Consider the following 15,253-nt stretch of genomic DNA (forward strand, 5'->3'; position numbering starts at 1 on the left):
AGTTACACGGTCCGAAAAACGCACCAAGAACGGCTCACAAAACCGCAACGAAGCGGCCCTGGCCAAGCGCTCCGTCGCAGGCAGCACAGACAGCGCAACAAGGCGGAACAACGACAACAAAAAAGGTTGTCTGCCGCTCTAATTACGCCGTGCCCACCACACAAAGGCCAGTGCCGCCACCCCGAGCAAGATGGGCACCCAGCCCATCAGCAGCTCGATCGGCGAGGAGGGGCGCATACCCGACCACACCTCGATCCGCATGTCCTGCAGGCGCAGGTTGTGGGCCGTATTGAACTCGATCACCGGGGCGGCCTTGCGGTCGGCTTTCAGGGTCACGGGCAGCGACGCACCGACCAGTTCAACCGTTTGGCCCCCGCGTGCATTTTTCTGTGCCATTTCAGGCAACAACACCTTGTGCAAGCTACCGTCGAGAACCCAGCCCAATTGCAGACGGGTGCCTGCGTCTCCATCGGCCAGCGCCACGCCGGTGGCTTTGATGACCAAGGTGTAGGGGCTGCCATCCGTGGTCAGGTCGATATCCGGGCCCTGCCAGGCTTGAGCACCTGCCAGTGGTTCGCCCGGTTGCGCAGCAGCGGGCCCGGCTTGGGCATTTTTCTCCTGGTACTGCAGAAACCGGGCCACGGCCTCAGGGGGCAGATCGTAGGTCTTGAGCAAACGCAGACCCCACTGGCCCGCCGCCTCTTCCGCCTGCGCCCCTCCTGTGCCGAGTAGCAGCGCCAGCAGGGCGGCCAGGGCCCATAACCAATACCCTGTTCGGCGGGCGCCGCGTATCTCGGTCAGTGTGTGCATTGTTCAACCTTCTGCGCCGCAGATGGGGTGCGGTGCGGCGCGAGTGTACCCAGACACCGGGCTAGAGCCTTCGCGTTTGCGCCGCTTTATTGAGGGCAGTCAAGGCCGGGCCGAAAAGCGCATGCCTCATGCGCCCGGTGGCAGCGAGCGCCTCTCGCGCAGCACCTGCGCGGCGCCGTCGGCCACCAGCACAGCCACGGCGGCAAATACCAGGCCGTACACGGGCCACTGCCCTTCGGCCACGGTCTCGCCCAGTAGCAGGGCCACCAGCACCAGCAGCACCGGCTCGACATAGGTGAGCAAACCAAACAACCCCATGGGCAGAAGGCGGCTGGCGGCCATGTACAGCGCCAGCGCCACCGCACTGACCACGCCCAGCAAGGGCACCAGGATCCACAACTTGGCGTGTGCCGCCACGACCGGCAGAGTGGACGGTTCACGCATCACAAACCAGGCGGCCACGGGCAGCATCACCGCCAGATCAAGCCAGTGGCCTGCCAGTTGTTCGGTGCGCAAACGGCGGCGCAGAGCAAAGTACACGGGGTAGCCCAGGGCCACCAGCCAGGTCTCCCACGACACGCCCCCGGCGCGCAGCAGCTCAAACCCCACCCCCACCGCCGCCAGCCCGGTCGCCCAGCGGTGCGCAGACGAAAGTTGCTCGCGGTAGATCACACGGCCCACCAGCACCATCACCAGTGGCAGCAAAAAATAGCCCAGCGACACAGGCAGCGCGCGCCCATGCAGCGGCGCCCACATGAACAGCCACAACTGCACACCCACCAGGGCACTGCTGGTCAGCAAGGCCAGCGCCAACGTCGGCTTGGCACGCACGCGCTGCCACAGCTCCCGCACCTGCGCAGCCTCGCCACGCCAGAACAGCAGCGCGGTGGTAAAGGGCAGCGTACACAGCACGCGCCAGCCAAAAATGGCCTCGCCATCGAGCGGTGCGAGAAACGGAGACAGGTAGTAAATGCCGCCAAACAGAAAGGAGGCGAGAACGGACGCAACAATGCCCTTGAACACAGCAGAGAGGCTTTCAAAAAAAGGGGCCCGTAAGCCCCAGGCCGCAGAATCTGCCAGGAGGGCTGGCTCCATGGCGGGGATGTGCCTGCACTACCCTCCGCTGGGCGTTGGTACATGGCGATATTTTTGCGGAAAAGCTATATTAACGATAGCTGCTTGCGCTTTATTGATAAGCGTTTCGAAGCATTTTAACCTAATATATTTTAAAAACATCCAACCGCAGGGGCCGTGGCATCCAGCGATCCACTGAGCAGAGCAGGCAGACGCTCGATTCCCATGCGAAAACCACAGGCCTGCGCATGGCCGCCACCGCCCATGCTTTCGGCCAAGGGAATGCAATCGAAACCGCGCTGCGAGCGCAGCCCCACCTTGACCACGCCCCCCTTGCCCGCCGACCACAGCAGCGCAAAGGTACCGCTGCGCTTGGAGAGCATTTCACCCAGCAGGCTGTGGAACACACCAGGGGCGTTGAGCATCAAACCTTGCTGTCCATTAAAGGTGACGGGCAAGGCGCCCTCGGCCATGTCGGCGGCAAGCTTGTGGAATTTCTCGTCCATGGCCTGGCCACGTGCCATGAATGCGGCCGTCTGTACCGAATCGAAGAAGGCGATCTCCTGCCAACGCACAAAATCGAACGGTTCCATGTCCAGCGCGGCAAGAAAGGCTGCGCTCTCCGGGTACTGCCAGTTCCACAGGTCGCGGTCCTCGACGTAGCGCACGAGATCCGGTAAAGATTCCTCGGGATGGAAGAACTCCCATGCCAGGCGAGCGCCCGATTTGTCCATATCGAAATGCACCACACCGCAGCGGCAGGCAAAGCCTGTGAGTTTTTCTGCGGCGCTCTTGTGGTGGTCCAGCAGAACCAAACGCTCTGCGCGCTCCTCAATGGCGCGCAAAATGTTTTCCGAAAAAGAAAAGTCCAGGATGTAAACAGCCCGGCCCGCCAGCGGCGGCAAGTCGTCCACCGACTTCGTATCGCCGTGGTCCAGGCCCACCAGCTCAACTTGGCCGCCGTAGTAGCGCCAGGCGGCCAGAGCGGCCGCAAAGCCGTCGGGGCAACTGCGCCCGTGGAACAAAACCAGGGGCTGGGGGTCTATCTTGCTGGGCTTGACCAGCAATTGCAGGGGGAGAATGGTCTTCATGGTGCAGGATTGTCGCGCGCCGGGACCCATTGCACACGGGCACGCCTTCCCCCATGAACCACACACCACCATGATCCAAGCCCTGAAAGACCTTTTCGACCACTTCGCATTGCCCGCTCCCGACCATGCCGACCCTGCACAGGCCGTGCAACTGGCGGCCGCGGTGCTGCTGGTGGAAGTGGCCCGCGCCGACGCCACGACCAGCGCCGTGGAGCAGCAAGCCCTGCTGCGCGCGCTGCAGCGCACCTTTGCCCTGGCACCAGACACGCTGGCCCGGCTGGTGGAGCAGGCCACCACCACGGCCGAGACAGCCTATGACTACCAGCGCTTTACCAGCATGCTCAACGACCACTGCACGCAAGCACAGAAAATCGACCTGGTCGAGGCCCTGTGGCAGGTAGCCTATGCCGACGACCACCTGGACGCGCACGAACAGCACACCATCAGCAAGGTGGCCGGGCTATTGCATGTCACCCATGGTGAATACATCGCGGCCAAGATGCGCGCCAAAGAGGCTGCGCAGGCGCATTGATGCCCCCGCTCCACATTCTTTGGCGCGATGACGCCATGGTGGCCGTGTACAAGCCTGCCGGCTGGCTGGTGCACCGCACCGGGCTGGATGCCGGGGAGACCCGTTTTGTTATGCAGGCGCTGCGCGACCAGTTGGGCCAGCATGTCTACCCCGTGCACCGGCTCGACAAGGGCACCTGCGGCGTGCTGGTGATGGGCCTGCACCCTGCTGCTGCGCGCGCGCTGTCGCAGGCCTTTGAACACCATGCCGTGCGCAAGCGCTACCTGGCCATGGTGCGCGGCTGGTTCCCAGGGAGCGCCGAGGTAGACCATGCCCTGCGACCCGACGATGCCCCCCCAGATGCTCCCGCCCAGCCTGCCCAGACGCACTTGCGCAGCCTAGCGCACCTGGAGCTGCCCGAGTCCAGCGACCCGCGCTTTGCACACACACGCGCCTCACTGGTGCAAGCGGTGCCACTGACTGGGCGGCGCCACCAGATTCGCCGCCACCTCAAGCACCTGGCCCACCCCATCATCGGCGACGCCACGCACGGCAAAGGCCCGCTGAACCGCTGGTGGGCCACCCGTCTGGGCCAGCAGCGCCTGTGGCTGCACGCCTGGCAACTGGCGCTGCCCCACCCCGTTACCGGCGAATGGCTGGAACTGGACAGCGGGCTCCTGCAGCCCGGCACTGCCACCGCCGACATCGGCGACTGGCATCGGCTGCTGGAGCAGCAGCCCTGGGCTCTGCCCCTGCTCAGACCAACGGCCGCGTAAGGTACACCGCCTCACGCCCCACGATAGGCTCCCGGGTCGGCATGAAGATGGTGCAGCCATCGCAGGGCGCGCGGACGTCATGCGGGCCGTCGGTGGCAATGAGGTCACCTTGGGCAAACACCTCAAAGCCCACCAGGGGCCGCACAAAACGGAAGTTCGCCGTGCGCACCATGCAAGTCTCCAGCAGCTCGAACCGCCGTTGCACCAAAGGTTCGGCTTGTTGCCCCGTGCGCTCGATCAGACCGAAATGCGCCAGAAAATCCAGCGCCGCCACCGTGGCCACATCGGCCGCACTCTGGCGAAAATGCTGGCCGCACTCCACCACCAGGGCGACCCCATGCCCATCGTCCTGGCCGTGGCGCCCGTGCTGGATCAGCGGCGTGCCCGAACCCAGCCCGCTGGGCATCACCAGGTGCACCGGCGGGCGCCCCAACGCCATGGCGGCAGCAGCGTTGCGCGCATAGCCGGGGTAGACCCAGAAGGGCTCCACGTCCTGGCTGGTGGAATGAATATCCAGAATATGGTCGGCCGCCGACACCACGGGCCGCAGTTCACGCGCGCGGCGCATTTCCGGGCTGTCCAGCGGACCATCGAGCTCCAGGGCGGACCAGACGCGGTTGAGGTTGTGCTCCAGCTGGCGGCTCTCGAACGGACGGGCCGGGTCGAACGATTCATAGGCCGCCACATTGGCAAAGCTGATGGTCAACGTGCCCACCAGGGGGCGTATGCCCGTGTCGAGCAGGTGCGTTGCAGCCACCATCCCACAAATCTCATTGCCATGCGTCAGCGCATTGACCAGCACATGGGGGCCTGGCTTTCCAGACGCAAACCGGTGCACATAGTCAATGCCGATGTTGCCCTGGCGATAGGCCGACAGGTCGCGTGGCAGAACTTCAAAAATCGGAGGGTGGTGTGTCATGCAGGGAATTCCTTATGAGGGGGCCGCAGCCTATTGCGCAGAACCAGAAGGCTGGCGGATTTGGAGATCGTCGGCTGCCCACCGGCCGCTGCGGTCCATTTTGGGCTGGGCCGCTCCATGGCAGAGCATGGCTGCACCGTGAACCCGCGGAGGCGGCATCCAAAGTCATTCTGACGCAAACCCTGAGCACTGGGCGAGCAAGGTCACCAGGCTAGTGCGTGGGCGATCATTTGTGGCTTACCATCGGCCCAGCGGTCCCATCCCGAGACCCACAAGGAGAACCCATGGCCAAAGGTCAGATGCACAACAACAAGATGGCGAAGAAGCCCAAAAAGGATACTTCGCTGCCCAAGGAGTCGTCCGGCTCCGACCGCCCCACGCCGCCCGTTACGGCCGTGATCCCAAAGGGCAAGACCAAAGCGGCCTAAAAGGCACGAAGGCGGCGCGGCTCAGGACTCCCGAATGCCGCTGCCTTTTTTCTTCCGGTCTTCGCGGGCCTGCTTTTTCGCATCGCGCTCAGCATCGCGCAGCACCCCGGCGGCCTGCCAGGCCTCGAATTCTTCCGGCGTCTCCAGCGTGATGCGGCCCAAGGTGGCCGTGCGGAAATCGGTCATCACGATCTCGGCGGACTTTTGCACATTCACCCGCCCGCCGGTCATCACCGCGCCGCGCTTGCGGCCAATGGCTTCGAGCAAGGCGTCATCGGGCATGGCGGCCAAAGCAGCGGGCGCCAGGCCCAACTTGTACCGTGCCTCAAGCTGCGCGGCATAGCGTGTCTGCAGGCGGCGCAACAGCTCCAGCGCCACCAGTTCTTCGTCATAGGCATTGCGCCCCACCGCACCACTGGCCGCCAGGTTGTAACCGCTCTCGATCACGCTGATACGCGGCCAGAGCATGCCGGGTGTATCCCACAGATAGAAGTCGTCAGCCAGCGTGATGCGCTGCTCCAGCTTCGTAATGCCGGCCTCGTCACCCGTTTTGGCCTGGCGCTTGTTGGAGAGCGTGTTGATCAGGGTGGATTTGCCCACATTGGGCACCCCACAGATCAGCACACGCATAGGCTTGGCCATGCCGCCGCGGTTGGGGGCCAGCAAGTGGCACCCGTCGATGAGCTTGCGCGCCGGCGCGGGCTCGGAGGCATCCAGCGCCAGCGCATGCGTACCGCTTCGGGCGTTGTACCAGGCCAGCCAGGCTTCGGTACGCGCGGGGTCGGCCACATCCTGTTTGTTCAACACCTTGAGCGTGGGCTTGTGCCCCGTCAGCTCGGCCAGCAGCGGATTGGCGCTGGAGCCGGGCAGACGGGCATCCAGCACCTCGATCACGACATCAATGTCCTTGATGCGCTCGGTGATCGCTTTCTTGGTCAAGTGCATGTGACCGGGGAACCACTGGATGGACATTTTCTTATTCTTTCAAAATCGGTTGTACCGCATGCAGGCCATTTCAGCGCCCGGCCCACCAGAGCCCGACTGCCAACGCCAGCCCATGCACCACGGCGGCTGCAATACCCAGCACCAGGGCCGGGCGCAGCCGCTCGGGGTTGCCCGACCAGCGCAACAGCAGAACGGCCGCCGCGATGGACAGCGGCAGAGCCGCCAGCGCCCACAGCGCAGACTGCGGCAGCACGCGCACCAGCACCGCTGCCGCCAGCAGGGCGTGCGCCCCTACAGCCAGCGCAAGATACAGCCAGGCTGCGCGCGTGGGGCCCAGGCGCACCATGAGTGTACGTTTGCCCACCTGCGCATCGGGCACTGCATCCGGAAAACCATTGGCCACCAGGATGTTGGCAATCAACAGCGCATAGCTGGCCGCCGCCGCCAGGGGCGCCGGAGCGAAATGGCCGCGCTGCACATAGTCAGCCCCCACCACCACCAGCCCCCAGGCCAAACCCACAGCCAGCTCGCCCAGGCCGCGCGACATCAGCGCCAGCGGCGGCATCGAATACGTCCAGCCCAGCAACACACCCGCCAGACCGACCAGCACCAGCGCGGGGCCGCTGTACAGCGCCAGCCACAAGCCACCTGCTGCCACCAAAGCCAGCAGCACCTGCGCCAAGGTACGCATGGCGCTCGCTTGCACCGCGCCACTTTGCACCAGGCGCGAGCCACCGGTGAACGGGAAAAGGCCTTGCGTGTTGGCTGCATCGGCACCGTTCAGGGCGTCGGCATGGTCGTTCAGCATATTCGCCGCCGCATGTGCCAGCAGCGCCAGTACCAGTGTGACCCATGCCCGCGGACCGGACACGCCGCCCCCCGCAGACGCCGCCGAGGCCACGCCAATCAGGCAGCCCACGGCCGTAATGACGAGAAAGCCGGGGCGCGACATGCGCAGCGCCAATACAAATGGATGGGGGTGCAAACGCAAAAAATTAGAGAACCACATGCCATTCCAGAATATTCATTTGCACAAAGAAAGTAACTACATATTTGATAGCTGCTTGCGCTTTATTCACGGGCGAAAACAGCATTTTTCATCTAAAACCACAGCCGCAGCATGGTCCGCCTGCATTGTCACCCACCGGCCACCCAGGTCTTGACCCCCATCAATGCATGGCTTTGGGCCCCAGGTTAGTGTCACCCGCCATGGACTACGACATCTTGATCAGCGGCGCCGGCCCTGCGGGCCTGTGCCTGGCACGCTCTCTTTCGGGCCACGGCCTGCGCGTGGGCGTGGTGGAGCAGCAGCCCCTGGCCGCCATTGAAAACCCCGCCTACGACGGGCGCGAGATCGCACTGACGCAGCAGTCAGCGCAAATGCTGCGCGACCTGGGGCTGTGGGACCGCATCGTGGCGGACGAGCCCAGCGCCTTTTCACCCCTGCGCGATGCACAGGTCCTCAACGGCCCCTCGCCTTTTGCCATGGTGATCGACCACCAGCTCTCACAACACAGCGAACTGGGCTGGTTGGTGTCCAACCACCTGATCCGGCGCGCAGCCTTCCAGGAACTGCACGCCGCACAGCAAAAGCACCACGACATCACCCTGCTGGCAGGTGAGCAAGTAGCCCGCGCCCATACCGACGCCAGCGCGGCGCATGTCACCCTGGCCAGTGGCAAGCAGCTTCGCGCACGCCTGCTGGTGGCGGCTGACAGCCGCTTCTCGGCCACGCGCCGCGCCCTGGGTATTGGCGCCGACATGCACGACCTTGGCCGCTCGATGTTGCTGTGCACCATGGCGCACGCGCTGCCGCACCAGCATGTGGCTTGGGAGTGGTTCGGCTATGGCCAGACGCTGGCACTGCTGCCCATGAACGATGACCCTGTCACGGGCGCCCACCGCTCCTGCGTGGTGCTCACGCTGGCGCACCACACACTGGAAGCCCTGCAGGAGATGGATGAAACGGCATTCGGCGCAGAGTTGACACGCCGCTTTGACAACCGCCTGGGCGCCATGCAGCTGGCCAGCACACGCCACCTGTATCCACTGGTCGGCGTGCGCCCGCACCGCCTGGTGGCGCCGCGCTTTGCCTGCGTGGGCGATGCGGCTGTAGGCATGCACCCGGTGACGGCGCACGGCTTTAACTTTGGTCTGCGGGGCATCGCCACACTGGCTGGCGAGTTGCGCGCCGCGCATGCTGCGGGCCACGACATTGCCGCGCCCGAACTGCTGGCGCGCTACGAGCGCGCACACCGCCGCGCCACGCTGCCGCTGTACCTGGCAACGACTTTGATTGCCCGCCTGTACACCACGGACCACCCGCCCGCCCGCCTGCTGCGCGATGCCGCCCTGCGCCTGGCGCAGAACTTTCCGCCCTTCAAACGGATGGTGGCAGCCACGCTGTCAGGGCGGCACTGACGGCATGCGCAAGCCCGGCGGGCCTTCAGCACAACGGCAATACTGAACAAATCCCCCAGGGGGGCGCATTGCGCGCCTGAGGGACTTGCGCAGTAGCGCCTTAACCCAACTCCTCCACAGCCATGTACTGCTCGCGCCAGGCCTCAAACGGCAGGCTGTCCGCCGCTTCAATGTCTTTCTGCGCGGCCAGCGAATGGTTGGCCATGGCCACGTAGCGGGCCTGCTGCTCCGCAGACCAAGGCTCTTGCAACAGCACATCGCGTGCCATGCGCGCCTGCTGGCAGGCAAACGCCGAGAAGCCATGGCCGTGCTCCCGGGCCATGCGGTCCAGCACACGGGCCGAGGGGGTGTTCTGGGGGGACGCCATCAGCGCCTGGGCACCCCGCAAGGCGTCGCCATAGTCGCTGACGCCATGCGTGGCATCCAGGGCCGCCGCCAGCGGAGCGCACTGCACCAGGATCTCGCTGCCCCATTCGACCAGCGGCACACTGCGACCATTGCGCTGCAGGCACAGGCCTGGCTCGCGCCCGCGCTCTGCGGTCAGGTGCTGGTTGTGTTTGAGTTCCGCAATTTCGGCCGGAGTGTCGGGTGGACTGTCCTGCAGCAGGCAGTGCAGCAAAAACACATCCAACAGCCGCATGGTGGAAGCGGCGATACCCACGGGCACGAACGGGTCCAGGTCCATCAGCCGCACCTCGACATATTCCACCCCGCGTTCGCGCAACGCATGGAGCGGGCGCTCACCCGAGCGCACGGTGCGTTTGGCGCGGATGGTGCCGTAGAACTCGTTCTCGATCTGCAGCAGACTGGTGCCCAACTGGTTGTAGTCGCCGCCGGGGTTGCGCACACCCACGGTCTCGTAGGCCGGATAGGGTTGCGTAAGCGCGGCATGCAGTGAATCAGCGTAGCCCTTTAAGCTGTTGTAGCTCACCGCCAGGGTGGCCTGCGCATCGCTCTGGTATCCCAGGCGCCCCATGCGCAGCGAGGTGGCATGCGGCAGGTAAAGCGAATGCCCGTCGTCGCCCAGGGGCTGCAAACTGTGCTCTCGTCCTTGCACAAAGCAGGAACACAGCGCAGGTGAAGCCCCGAACAGATACAGCAGCACAAAGGCATGGCGACGAAAGTTGCGGATCAGGGCGAAATACTCGTCGCTGCCCAGGCCGGGCATCGACCAGTTGTAGTGGATACCCGAGATGGTCTGCATGCGCCGCCCATAGCGGTGGCCCAGGCCCATGCGGTAGATGCTTTTGGCGCGCCCGATGTTGGAGCTGCCGTAGCGCGCCAACGGAATGGTCTCGTCCGTCGGCAGGTTGCAAGGCATGCTGGAAACCCAGAGCATTTCCCCACTCTGCGCCTGCAGCACGCGGTACACGAACTGGTGGATTTCTGTCAGTTCGTTCAGGCAATCCTGCACCCCCGGGTGGGCGGCGGTGATCAGCTCGATCTGCGACTCGCTGTAGTCGGTGGTGATGTGCGGGTGCGTGAGGGCCGAGCCCAGCGCCAGCGGATGCGGCGTCAGGGCCAGGCCGCACGTGGGCAGCACGCGCAGGCCCTCCTTCTCGATGCCGCGGCGGATACCCGCCAGGCGCTCGGGTGGGTGGGCGCTGATTTTTTCCTGCAATGTGCTCATGGATCGGTACCGTTTCTTTGCGTCGGCCCGGAACTTAGCATGCCCTGCACAGCCGCGCCCGGTGCGGGACAAGTGCGGGCACATCCACAAAAACCAAGGTATCGGTTGCGCCTGCTGCCTGCGGGGGCGGTGTCAGCCCCCGGCCGCCATGGCCTTTTGCACCTCAATCGTCCCCTGGGCGGCACCGCTTTGCGGCACCTGTTCGTCGGTGCGGTCCGTGACGCCAGCCAGGCGTGCGGCCAGTTGCTCGGGGGTATCCGCCCCCAGGCCGATGTGCACGCCTTGCGTGAGGGTGATGTGCGCCGCCTCGAAAGAGCCACCGCCCGCGCAGAGAATCGTGCGTGTCGGCGCGCTTTCGTGCGCCAGCACCAGCATGGCGGGCACCACGGCTTCGGGTTTGAGCGCGTCCAGGATTTGCGGTGGAAACAAGGCCTCCGTCATGCGCGTGGCCGCCGTGGGCGCCAGCGCGTTCACACGGATGTTGTACTTGGCGCCCTCGATGGCCAGCGTCTGCATCAGGCCCACCTGGGCCAGCTTGGCCGCGCCGTAGTTGCTCTGGCCAAAGTTACCATACAGGCCCGTGGACGAGGTGGTCATCACAATGCGGCCATAGTTCTGCGCCACCATGTGCGCCCACACGGCCTTGCAGCAGTGGGCCGCGCCCATGAGGTGCACGTCCACCACCAGGCGGAAATCTGCCATGTCCATCTTCGAAAAGGACTTGTCGCGCAGGATGCCTGCGTTGTTCACCAGCACATCCACCCGGCCCCAAGCGTCGATGGCCTGCTGCACCATGGCCTGCACGGCCTCGAAGTCGGTGACCGACGCACCGTTGGCCAGCGCCTCGCCGCCCGCTGCGCGGATCTCGTCCACCACCGCCTGCGCCGCCGAAACCGATCCGCCACTGCCATCCACTGCACCACCCAGATCGTTCACCAGCACCTTGGCGCCCCGCTTGGCCAACGCCAATGCATGCTGACGGCCCAGTCCGCCACCAGCGCCCGTCACAATGGCCACGCGGCCTTTGAAATCAATTTCCATGGAATGCACCCACTTTGTTGTCTTGAAAATCCAGTCGCCGACCCGACAGGGCCAGCCACCACACGCCACACTTTAAGCGACAGAATGATACGTACGAGTATCTTTCGTGACTGACCCACGCCCCTTCCGCCCTGAAAGCCGCCATGCAGCCCGCCACCCCCACCGCCCCTGAAACGCCCCGTGATTCCGCCACCGTGGTGCTGCTGCGCGATGCCCCGGCGGGCATGGAAGTGCTGTTGCTGCGCCGCCATGCGCAGGCCAGCAACATGGCCGGTGTTTACGTGTTTCCGGGCGGCAAGCTCGACGAGGCCGACCGCACCCTGGGCAGCGGCGGCTTGCTCGACCAGCCCACGGCCACACTGCACACCCGCCTGGCCGAGCCCGGCACCGACGCCGCCACGGCCTCGGGCCTGCACGTGGCCGCACTGCGCGAGGCCCTGGAGGAATGCGGCCTGCTGCTGGCCGAACCCACGGCCCCCGGCCGCGCCCTCGATGCCCTGCGCGCCCGCGCCATGCTGCGGGACGGCATGCCCTTTGCCGACATGCTGACCGCCCTGCAACTGCGCCTGCAGACCCGCCAGCTGGCGCCGTGGTCGCGCTGGATCACCCCCCTGTCGCCCACGGTGAGCTCACGGCGATTTGACACGCGGTTCTTCGTGGCCCTCGCGCCCGCAGGCCAGACGGCCCTGCATGACAACGAGGAAACCACCGAGAGCGTATGGGTGGCACCCCGCACGGCGCTGGAGCAGTACCGCGACGGCCGCATCGACCTGGCGCCGCCCCAAATCATGAGCCTGGCCCACCTGGCGCGCCACGCCAGCGCAAACAGCGTGCTGCAGGCCGCACAAGGCCAGCGTCCGCCCACCATCCTGCCCGAGGCGTTTGAGCAAGACGGCCTGCGCACCATTTGCTACCCCGGCGACCCACTCCACTCGGTACCCGAACGCGCCCTGCCCGGCCCCACGCGGCTGCGCTACCAGGCGCGGCGTTTTGCGCCAGAAGGCGGATTTGAGTCGCTGTTCGACTGAACACCAAACACCCCCACGACGCCCGCCACCAGCGTCCAGGGCCCCGCCGCGCGGGCATCGCTCCCCCTGCGTAGCGCAGCCAGTACCGGGGGCAGCGACAGAGCCGCTCATTCCGTTTCCAAATCATTCGTGTCTAGGCGCAAAGCCGCGGGCAGTGCTGTAGCACGACAAGGCGAAGCAACAACGACACGGGTGATTTAGAAATGGAATCATGAGGGTGTTTACGAGTAGTGCACGGGACGGCTGTAACGCGGGTCGCGGTGCCAGTCCCAATACGTCTGCACCAGCTGCCGCGTCACAGGCCCCACCGTTCCACTGCCCACGGGCCGGCCATCCACCTGCGTGATGGGCAACAGTCCGCCGCCCGACGACGTCGCAAACACCTCGCGCGCCGCGCGCAGTTCGGCCACGGGCAGCGCCCGCACTTCCAGCGGGAGTTGCAGCGCCTGCGCCATCTCGATCACGGTGCGGCGCGTGACGCCTTCGAGCACTCCCTCGGCCGGGGTCACCAGCATGCCCTGCGCATTCAGGCAAAACAGGTTGAAGCCCGGCCCTTCGACCACATGGCCCGCGCCATCGGTCAGCACCACCGTGTCGCCACCGGCATCGAGCGCGCCCAGCAGCCCCATGGTGAGGTCGTTCCAGTGGTAATTCTTGGCGCGCGGGTCCACACTGGCGGCCGGAATGCGTTGCACATTGCTGACCACCAGGTTCAACCCCTTCTCGCGCTGTTCGGCGTTGGCGATCCACACATAGGGAACGGCAAAGGCATAGAACTGGTTGATCGCCTGGCGCGGATCGCGTGAGCCCCACGGCGGCTGGCCGCGCGTAACGATCATCTCCACATAACTGCTGCGCAGGCCTGAGAGACGCACGCACTGCTCCAGCACGGCGGTGATCTGCGCGGGCGAGAGGCCCGGATCCAGGCGAAAGCGCGCGCAACTGGCCTGAAACCGCTCCAGGTGCGCGTCGAGCCGAAAGAAGGCGCCATCCCACACCGTCACCACGTCATACGCGGCATCGGAGCGCAGAAAACCCCAGTCGGTGATGGGAATGGCAGCTTCGCCAATGGGTACGTACTGGCCGCGCACAAAGGCAGCGCCTTGGGAATAATCGGGGGTTACGGTAGTCATGCGGCCATTCTCCGACAGGTACAACCCCCTGCAAAGAACCACACCACCGACAATGGCGGCTGCGCAGGCCCCAAGCACAGGCCCAAATTACTATCATTTTTATAGCTATTAGCGCATAATTGATAAGCGATAGAAGCCATTTTTACCCAGAAACACACAGGAGTCCCTGCCATGAAAGCTATTTGGAACGGCGTGGTCGTCGCCGAGAGCGATGACACCGTCGTGGTCGAAGGTAACCACTACTTTCCCGAGAGCGCGCTCCGGCGCGACTTCTTCACCTTCAGCAACCACAAGACCATGTGTCCCTGGAAAGGGCAGGCGACCTATTTCTCGCTGCTCGTGGATGGTGAGATGAATCCCGAAGCCGCCTGGACCTATGCAGACCCCAAGCCCGAAGCCGAGATGGTGCGCGGTCGCGTGGCCTTCTGGAAGGGCGTGACCGTCGCCTGAGCCGATGGAGCGTGGCGGGGGTTATCCCTGTCCGCACTGGACAATCATGTGGATAAGTTTTGGCAAGCCTTGTATGGGGCTTGCAAGTGCTTGATTTACAAAGAACTGCGGTAGATTGCCCTTTTTTTACGCACGCCATTGCCACACGCCCCACACTTATCCCGGCACCCGCTGGACAATGCTGTGGATAAATCCGGATAAGCGCTGTATGGCCGCGCCAAGTGCTTGATTTTTCAGGGACATCCCTGCATCGCCTCTTTTTTAGGCAATTGCAACATGGTTTTTTCCTCCGTTGCAGTTCGTCCTGCAAACTATTAAATTGATAGCTTTCAGCGCTTATTCTTTAAGCGTTATAGCCATTTTTCATGCAAATACCGATGCACAGCCCTGCCGCTGAACGCAACCGCCAGCCCATCCTGCAGGTGCTGCAGGCCTTGCTGCCCGCCACCGGCAGCGCGCTGGAGGTGGCCAGCGGCACCGGCCAGCATGCGGCCTGGTTCGCCGCCGCCCTGCCGGGCTGGACCTGGCAGCCCAGCGACGCCCAAGCCGGGCACTTGGACTCGATCACCGCCTGGTGCGCCGATGCCGGGGTGCACAACGTGCGCACGCCTGTGTTGCTGGATGTACTGGCGCCGCAATGGCCCAGCAGCGGGGCGGCCTTTGCCACGCCGTTCGACCTGGTGTACTGCGCCAACATGCTGCACATCGCGCCCTGGGCCTGCTGCGCCGGGCTGATGCAGGGCGCAGCGCGGCACTTGGCGCCGGGCGGCCATCTCGTCACCTACGGGCCCTATCTGGAAGACGACGTGCCCACCGCGCCCGGCAACCTGGCTTTTGATGCCAGCCTGCGTGAGCGCAACCCGGACTGGGGCATTCGCCGCCTGCACGATGTGGCGCAGGTCGCCGCCCAGGCCGGCCTGCGCCTGGCCGCACGCCACGCCCTGCCTGCCAACAACCTGCTGCTGGTGTGGGTGCATACCCCCCAGCCTTGATCAC

16 protein-coding genes are annotated in these 15,253 nt (G+C 64.9%); 7 read left to right on the forward strand and 9 right to left on the reverse strand.

The genetic code is table 11. The features are described 5' to 3' along the window. Positions 1–138 precede the first annotated feature (138 nt). From C8D04_RS07925 to C8D04_RS07935, 3 genes are all read right to left on the reverse strand, one after another. Entirely contained in the window at positions 139–810 is a 672-nt protein-coding gene (locus C8D04_RS07925) for a hypothetical protein (RefSeq protein WP_116004347.1), read from the reverse strand. Positions 811–936: 126 nt separating this feature from the next. After that, positions 937–1,833 carry an EamA family transporter RarD gene (rarD, locus tag C8D04_RS07930; protein ID WP_116004348.1) on the reverse strand — a complete coding sequence of 299 codons (897 nt, stop codon included), beginning with the start codon at positions 1,831–1,833 and terminating at the stop codon, positions 937–939. Between the two features lie 203 nt (positions 1,834–2,036). Further along, a complete protein-coding gene (locus tag C8D04_RS07935) occupies positions 2,037–2,975 on the reverse strand; it encodes a DHHA1 domain-containing protein (protein ID WP_158550294.1) in 939 nt (312 codons plus the stop codon). A 70-nt stretch (positions 2,976–3,045) separates the two neighbouring features. On the opposite strand from C8D04_RS07935, the gene C8D04_RS07940 reads away from it, so the two are divergent. Further along, positions 3,046–3,507 carry a TerB family tellurite resistance protein gene (locus C8D04_RS07940; protein WP_116004350.1) on the forward strand — a complete coding sequence of 154 codons (462 nt, stop codon included), beginning with the start codon at positions 3,046–3,048 and terminating at the stop codon, positions 3,505–3,507. Beyond that, positions 3,507–4,262 (forward strand): pseudouridine synthase, encoded by a 756-nt coding sequence (locus tag C8D04_RS07945; RefSeq protein WP_116004351.1) that lies wholly within the window; start codon positions 3,507–3,509, stop codon positions 4,260–4,262. Before C8D04_RS07940 ends, C8D04_RS07945 begins: the two co-directional genes overlap by 1 nt. Here C8D04_RS07945 and C8D04_RS07950 read toward each other — a convergent pair. Next, on the reverse strand, positions 4,243–5,181 hold the full coding sequence (locus tag C8D04_RS07950) for a succinylglutamate desuccinylase/aspartoacylase family protein (RefSeq protein WP_116004352.1): 939 nt from the start codon (positions 5,179–5,181) through the stop codon (positions 4,243–4,245). The two genes, C8D04_RS07945 and C8D04_RS07950, sit on opposite strands and share 20 nt — an antisense overlap. A gap of 284 nt (positions 5,182–5,465) precedes the next feature. Between C8D04_RS07950 and C8D04_RS18660 the strand changes: the two genes are divergently transcribed. Next, entirely contained in the window at positions 5,466–5,609 is a 144-nt protein-coding gene (locus C8D04_RS18660) for a hypothetical protein (protein ID WP_165829126.1), read from the forward strand. Positions 5,610–5,630: 21 nt separating this feature from the next. On the opposite strand, the gene ylqF is transcribed toward C8D04_RS18660, so the two are convergent. Together ylqF and C8D04_RS07960 are read right to left on the reverse strand one after the other, a co-directional pair. Beyond that, complete coding sequence (gene ylqF, locus C8D04_RS07955) at positions 5,631–6,581, reverse strand: ribosome biogenesis GTPase YlqF (RefSeq protein WP_116004353.1); 951 nt, start codon at positions 6,579–6,581, stop codon at positions 5,631–5,633. Between the two features lie 43 nt (positions 6,582–6,624). Next, positions 6,625–7,506, reverse strand: a complete 882-nt coding sequence (locus C8D04_RS07960; protein WP_116006092.1) for a prenyltransferase — start codon at positions 7,504–7,506, stop codon at positions 6,625–6,627. A gap of 257 nt (positions 7,507–7,763) precedes the next feature. On the opposite strand from C8D04_RS07960, the gene ubiM reads away from it, so the two are divergent. Continuing rightward, a complete protein-coding gene (gene ubiM / locus C8D04_RS07965) occupies positions 7,764–8,975 on the forward strand; it encodes a 5-demethoxyubiquinol-8 5-hydroxylase UbiM (RefSeq protein ID WP_116004354.1) in 1,212 nt (403 codons plus the stop codon). 100 nt (positions 8,976–9,075) lie between these two features. Here the strand turns inward: ubiM and gshA are convergent, their stop codons facing one another. Both gshA and C8D04_RS07975 read right to left on the reverse strand, forming a co-directional pair. Continuing rightward, entirely contained in the window at positions 9,076–10,605 is a 1,530-nt protein-coding gene (gene gshA / locus C8D04_RS07970) for a glutamate--cysteine ligase (RefSeq protein ID WP_116004355.1), read from the reverse strand. 132 nt (positions 10,606–10,737) lie between these two features. Continuing rightward, a complete protein-coding gene (locus tag C8D04_RS07975; protein ID WP_116004356.1) occupies positions 10,738–11,646 on the reverse strand; it encodes an SDR family NAD(P)-dependent oxidoreductase in 909 nt (302 codons plus the stop codon). A 143-nt stretch (positions 11,647–11,789) separates the two neighbouring features. Between C8D04_RS07975 and C8D04_RS07980 the strand changes: the two genes are divergently transcribed. Next, a complete protein-coding gene (locus tag C8D04_RS07980; RefSeq protein WP_116004357.1) occupies positions 11,790–12,674 on the forward strand; it encodes an NUDIX hydrolase in 885 nt (294 codons plus the stop codon). Positions 12,675–12,895: 221 nt separating this feature from the next. Here C8D04_RS07980 and C8D04_RS07985 read toward each other — a convergent pair whose 3' ends face one another. Continuing rightward, positions 12,896–13,807, reverse strand: a complete 912-nt coding sequence (locus tag C8D04_RS07985; RefSeq protein ID WP_116006093.1) for an aminotransferase class IV — start codon at positions 13,805–13,807, stop codon at positions 12,896–12,898. 171 nt (positions 13,808–13,978) lie between these two features. Here C8D04_RS07985 and C8D04_RS07990 point away from each other — a divergent pair, with 171 nt between their 5' ends. Both C8D04_RS07990 and C8D04_RS07995 read left to right on the forward strand, forming a co-directional pair. Next, the gene (locus C8D04_RS07990) at positions 13,979–14,257 is read left to right on the forward strand and encodes a DUF427 domain-containing protein (protein ID WP_116004358.1); all 279 of its coding nucleotides are present in this window, start codon (positions 13,979–13,981) and stop codon (positions 14,255–14,257) included. Between the two features lie 377 nt (positions 14,258–14,634). Further along, positions 14,635–15,249 (forward strand): DUF938 domain-containing protein, encoded by a 615-nt coding sequence (locus tag C8D04_RS07995; RefSeq protein WP_233521143.1) that lies wholly within the window; start codon positions 14,635–14,637, stop codon positions 15,247–15,249. Positions 15,250–15,253 lie beyond the last annotated feature (4 nt).

This window comes from Simplicispira sp. 125 (assembly GCF_003096555.1).
In the GTDB taxonomy this organism is placed as follows: domain Bacteria; phylum Pseudomonadota; class Gammaproteobacteria; order Burkholderiales; family Burkholderiaceae_C; genus Simplicispira.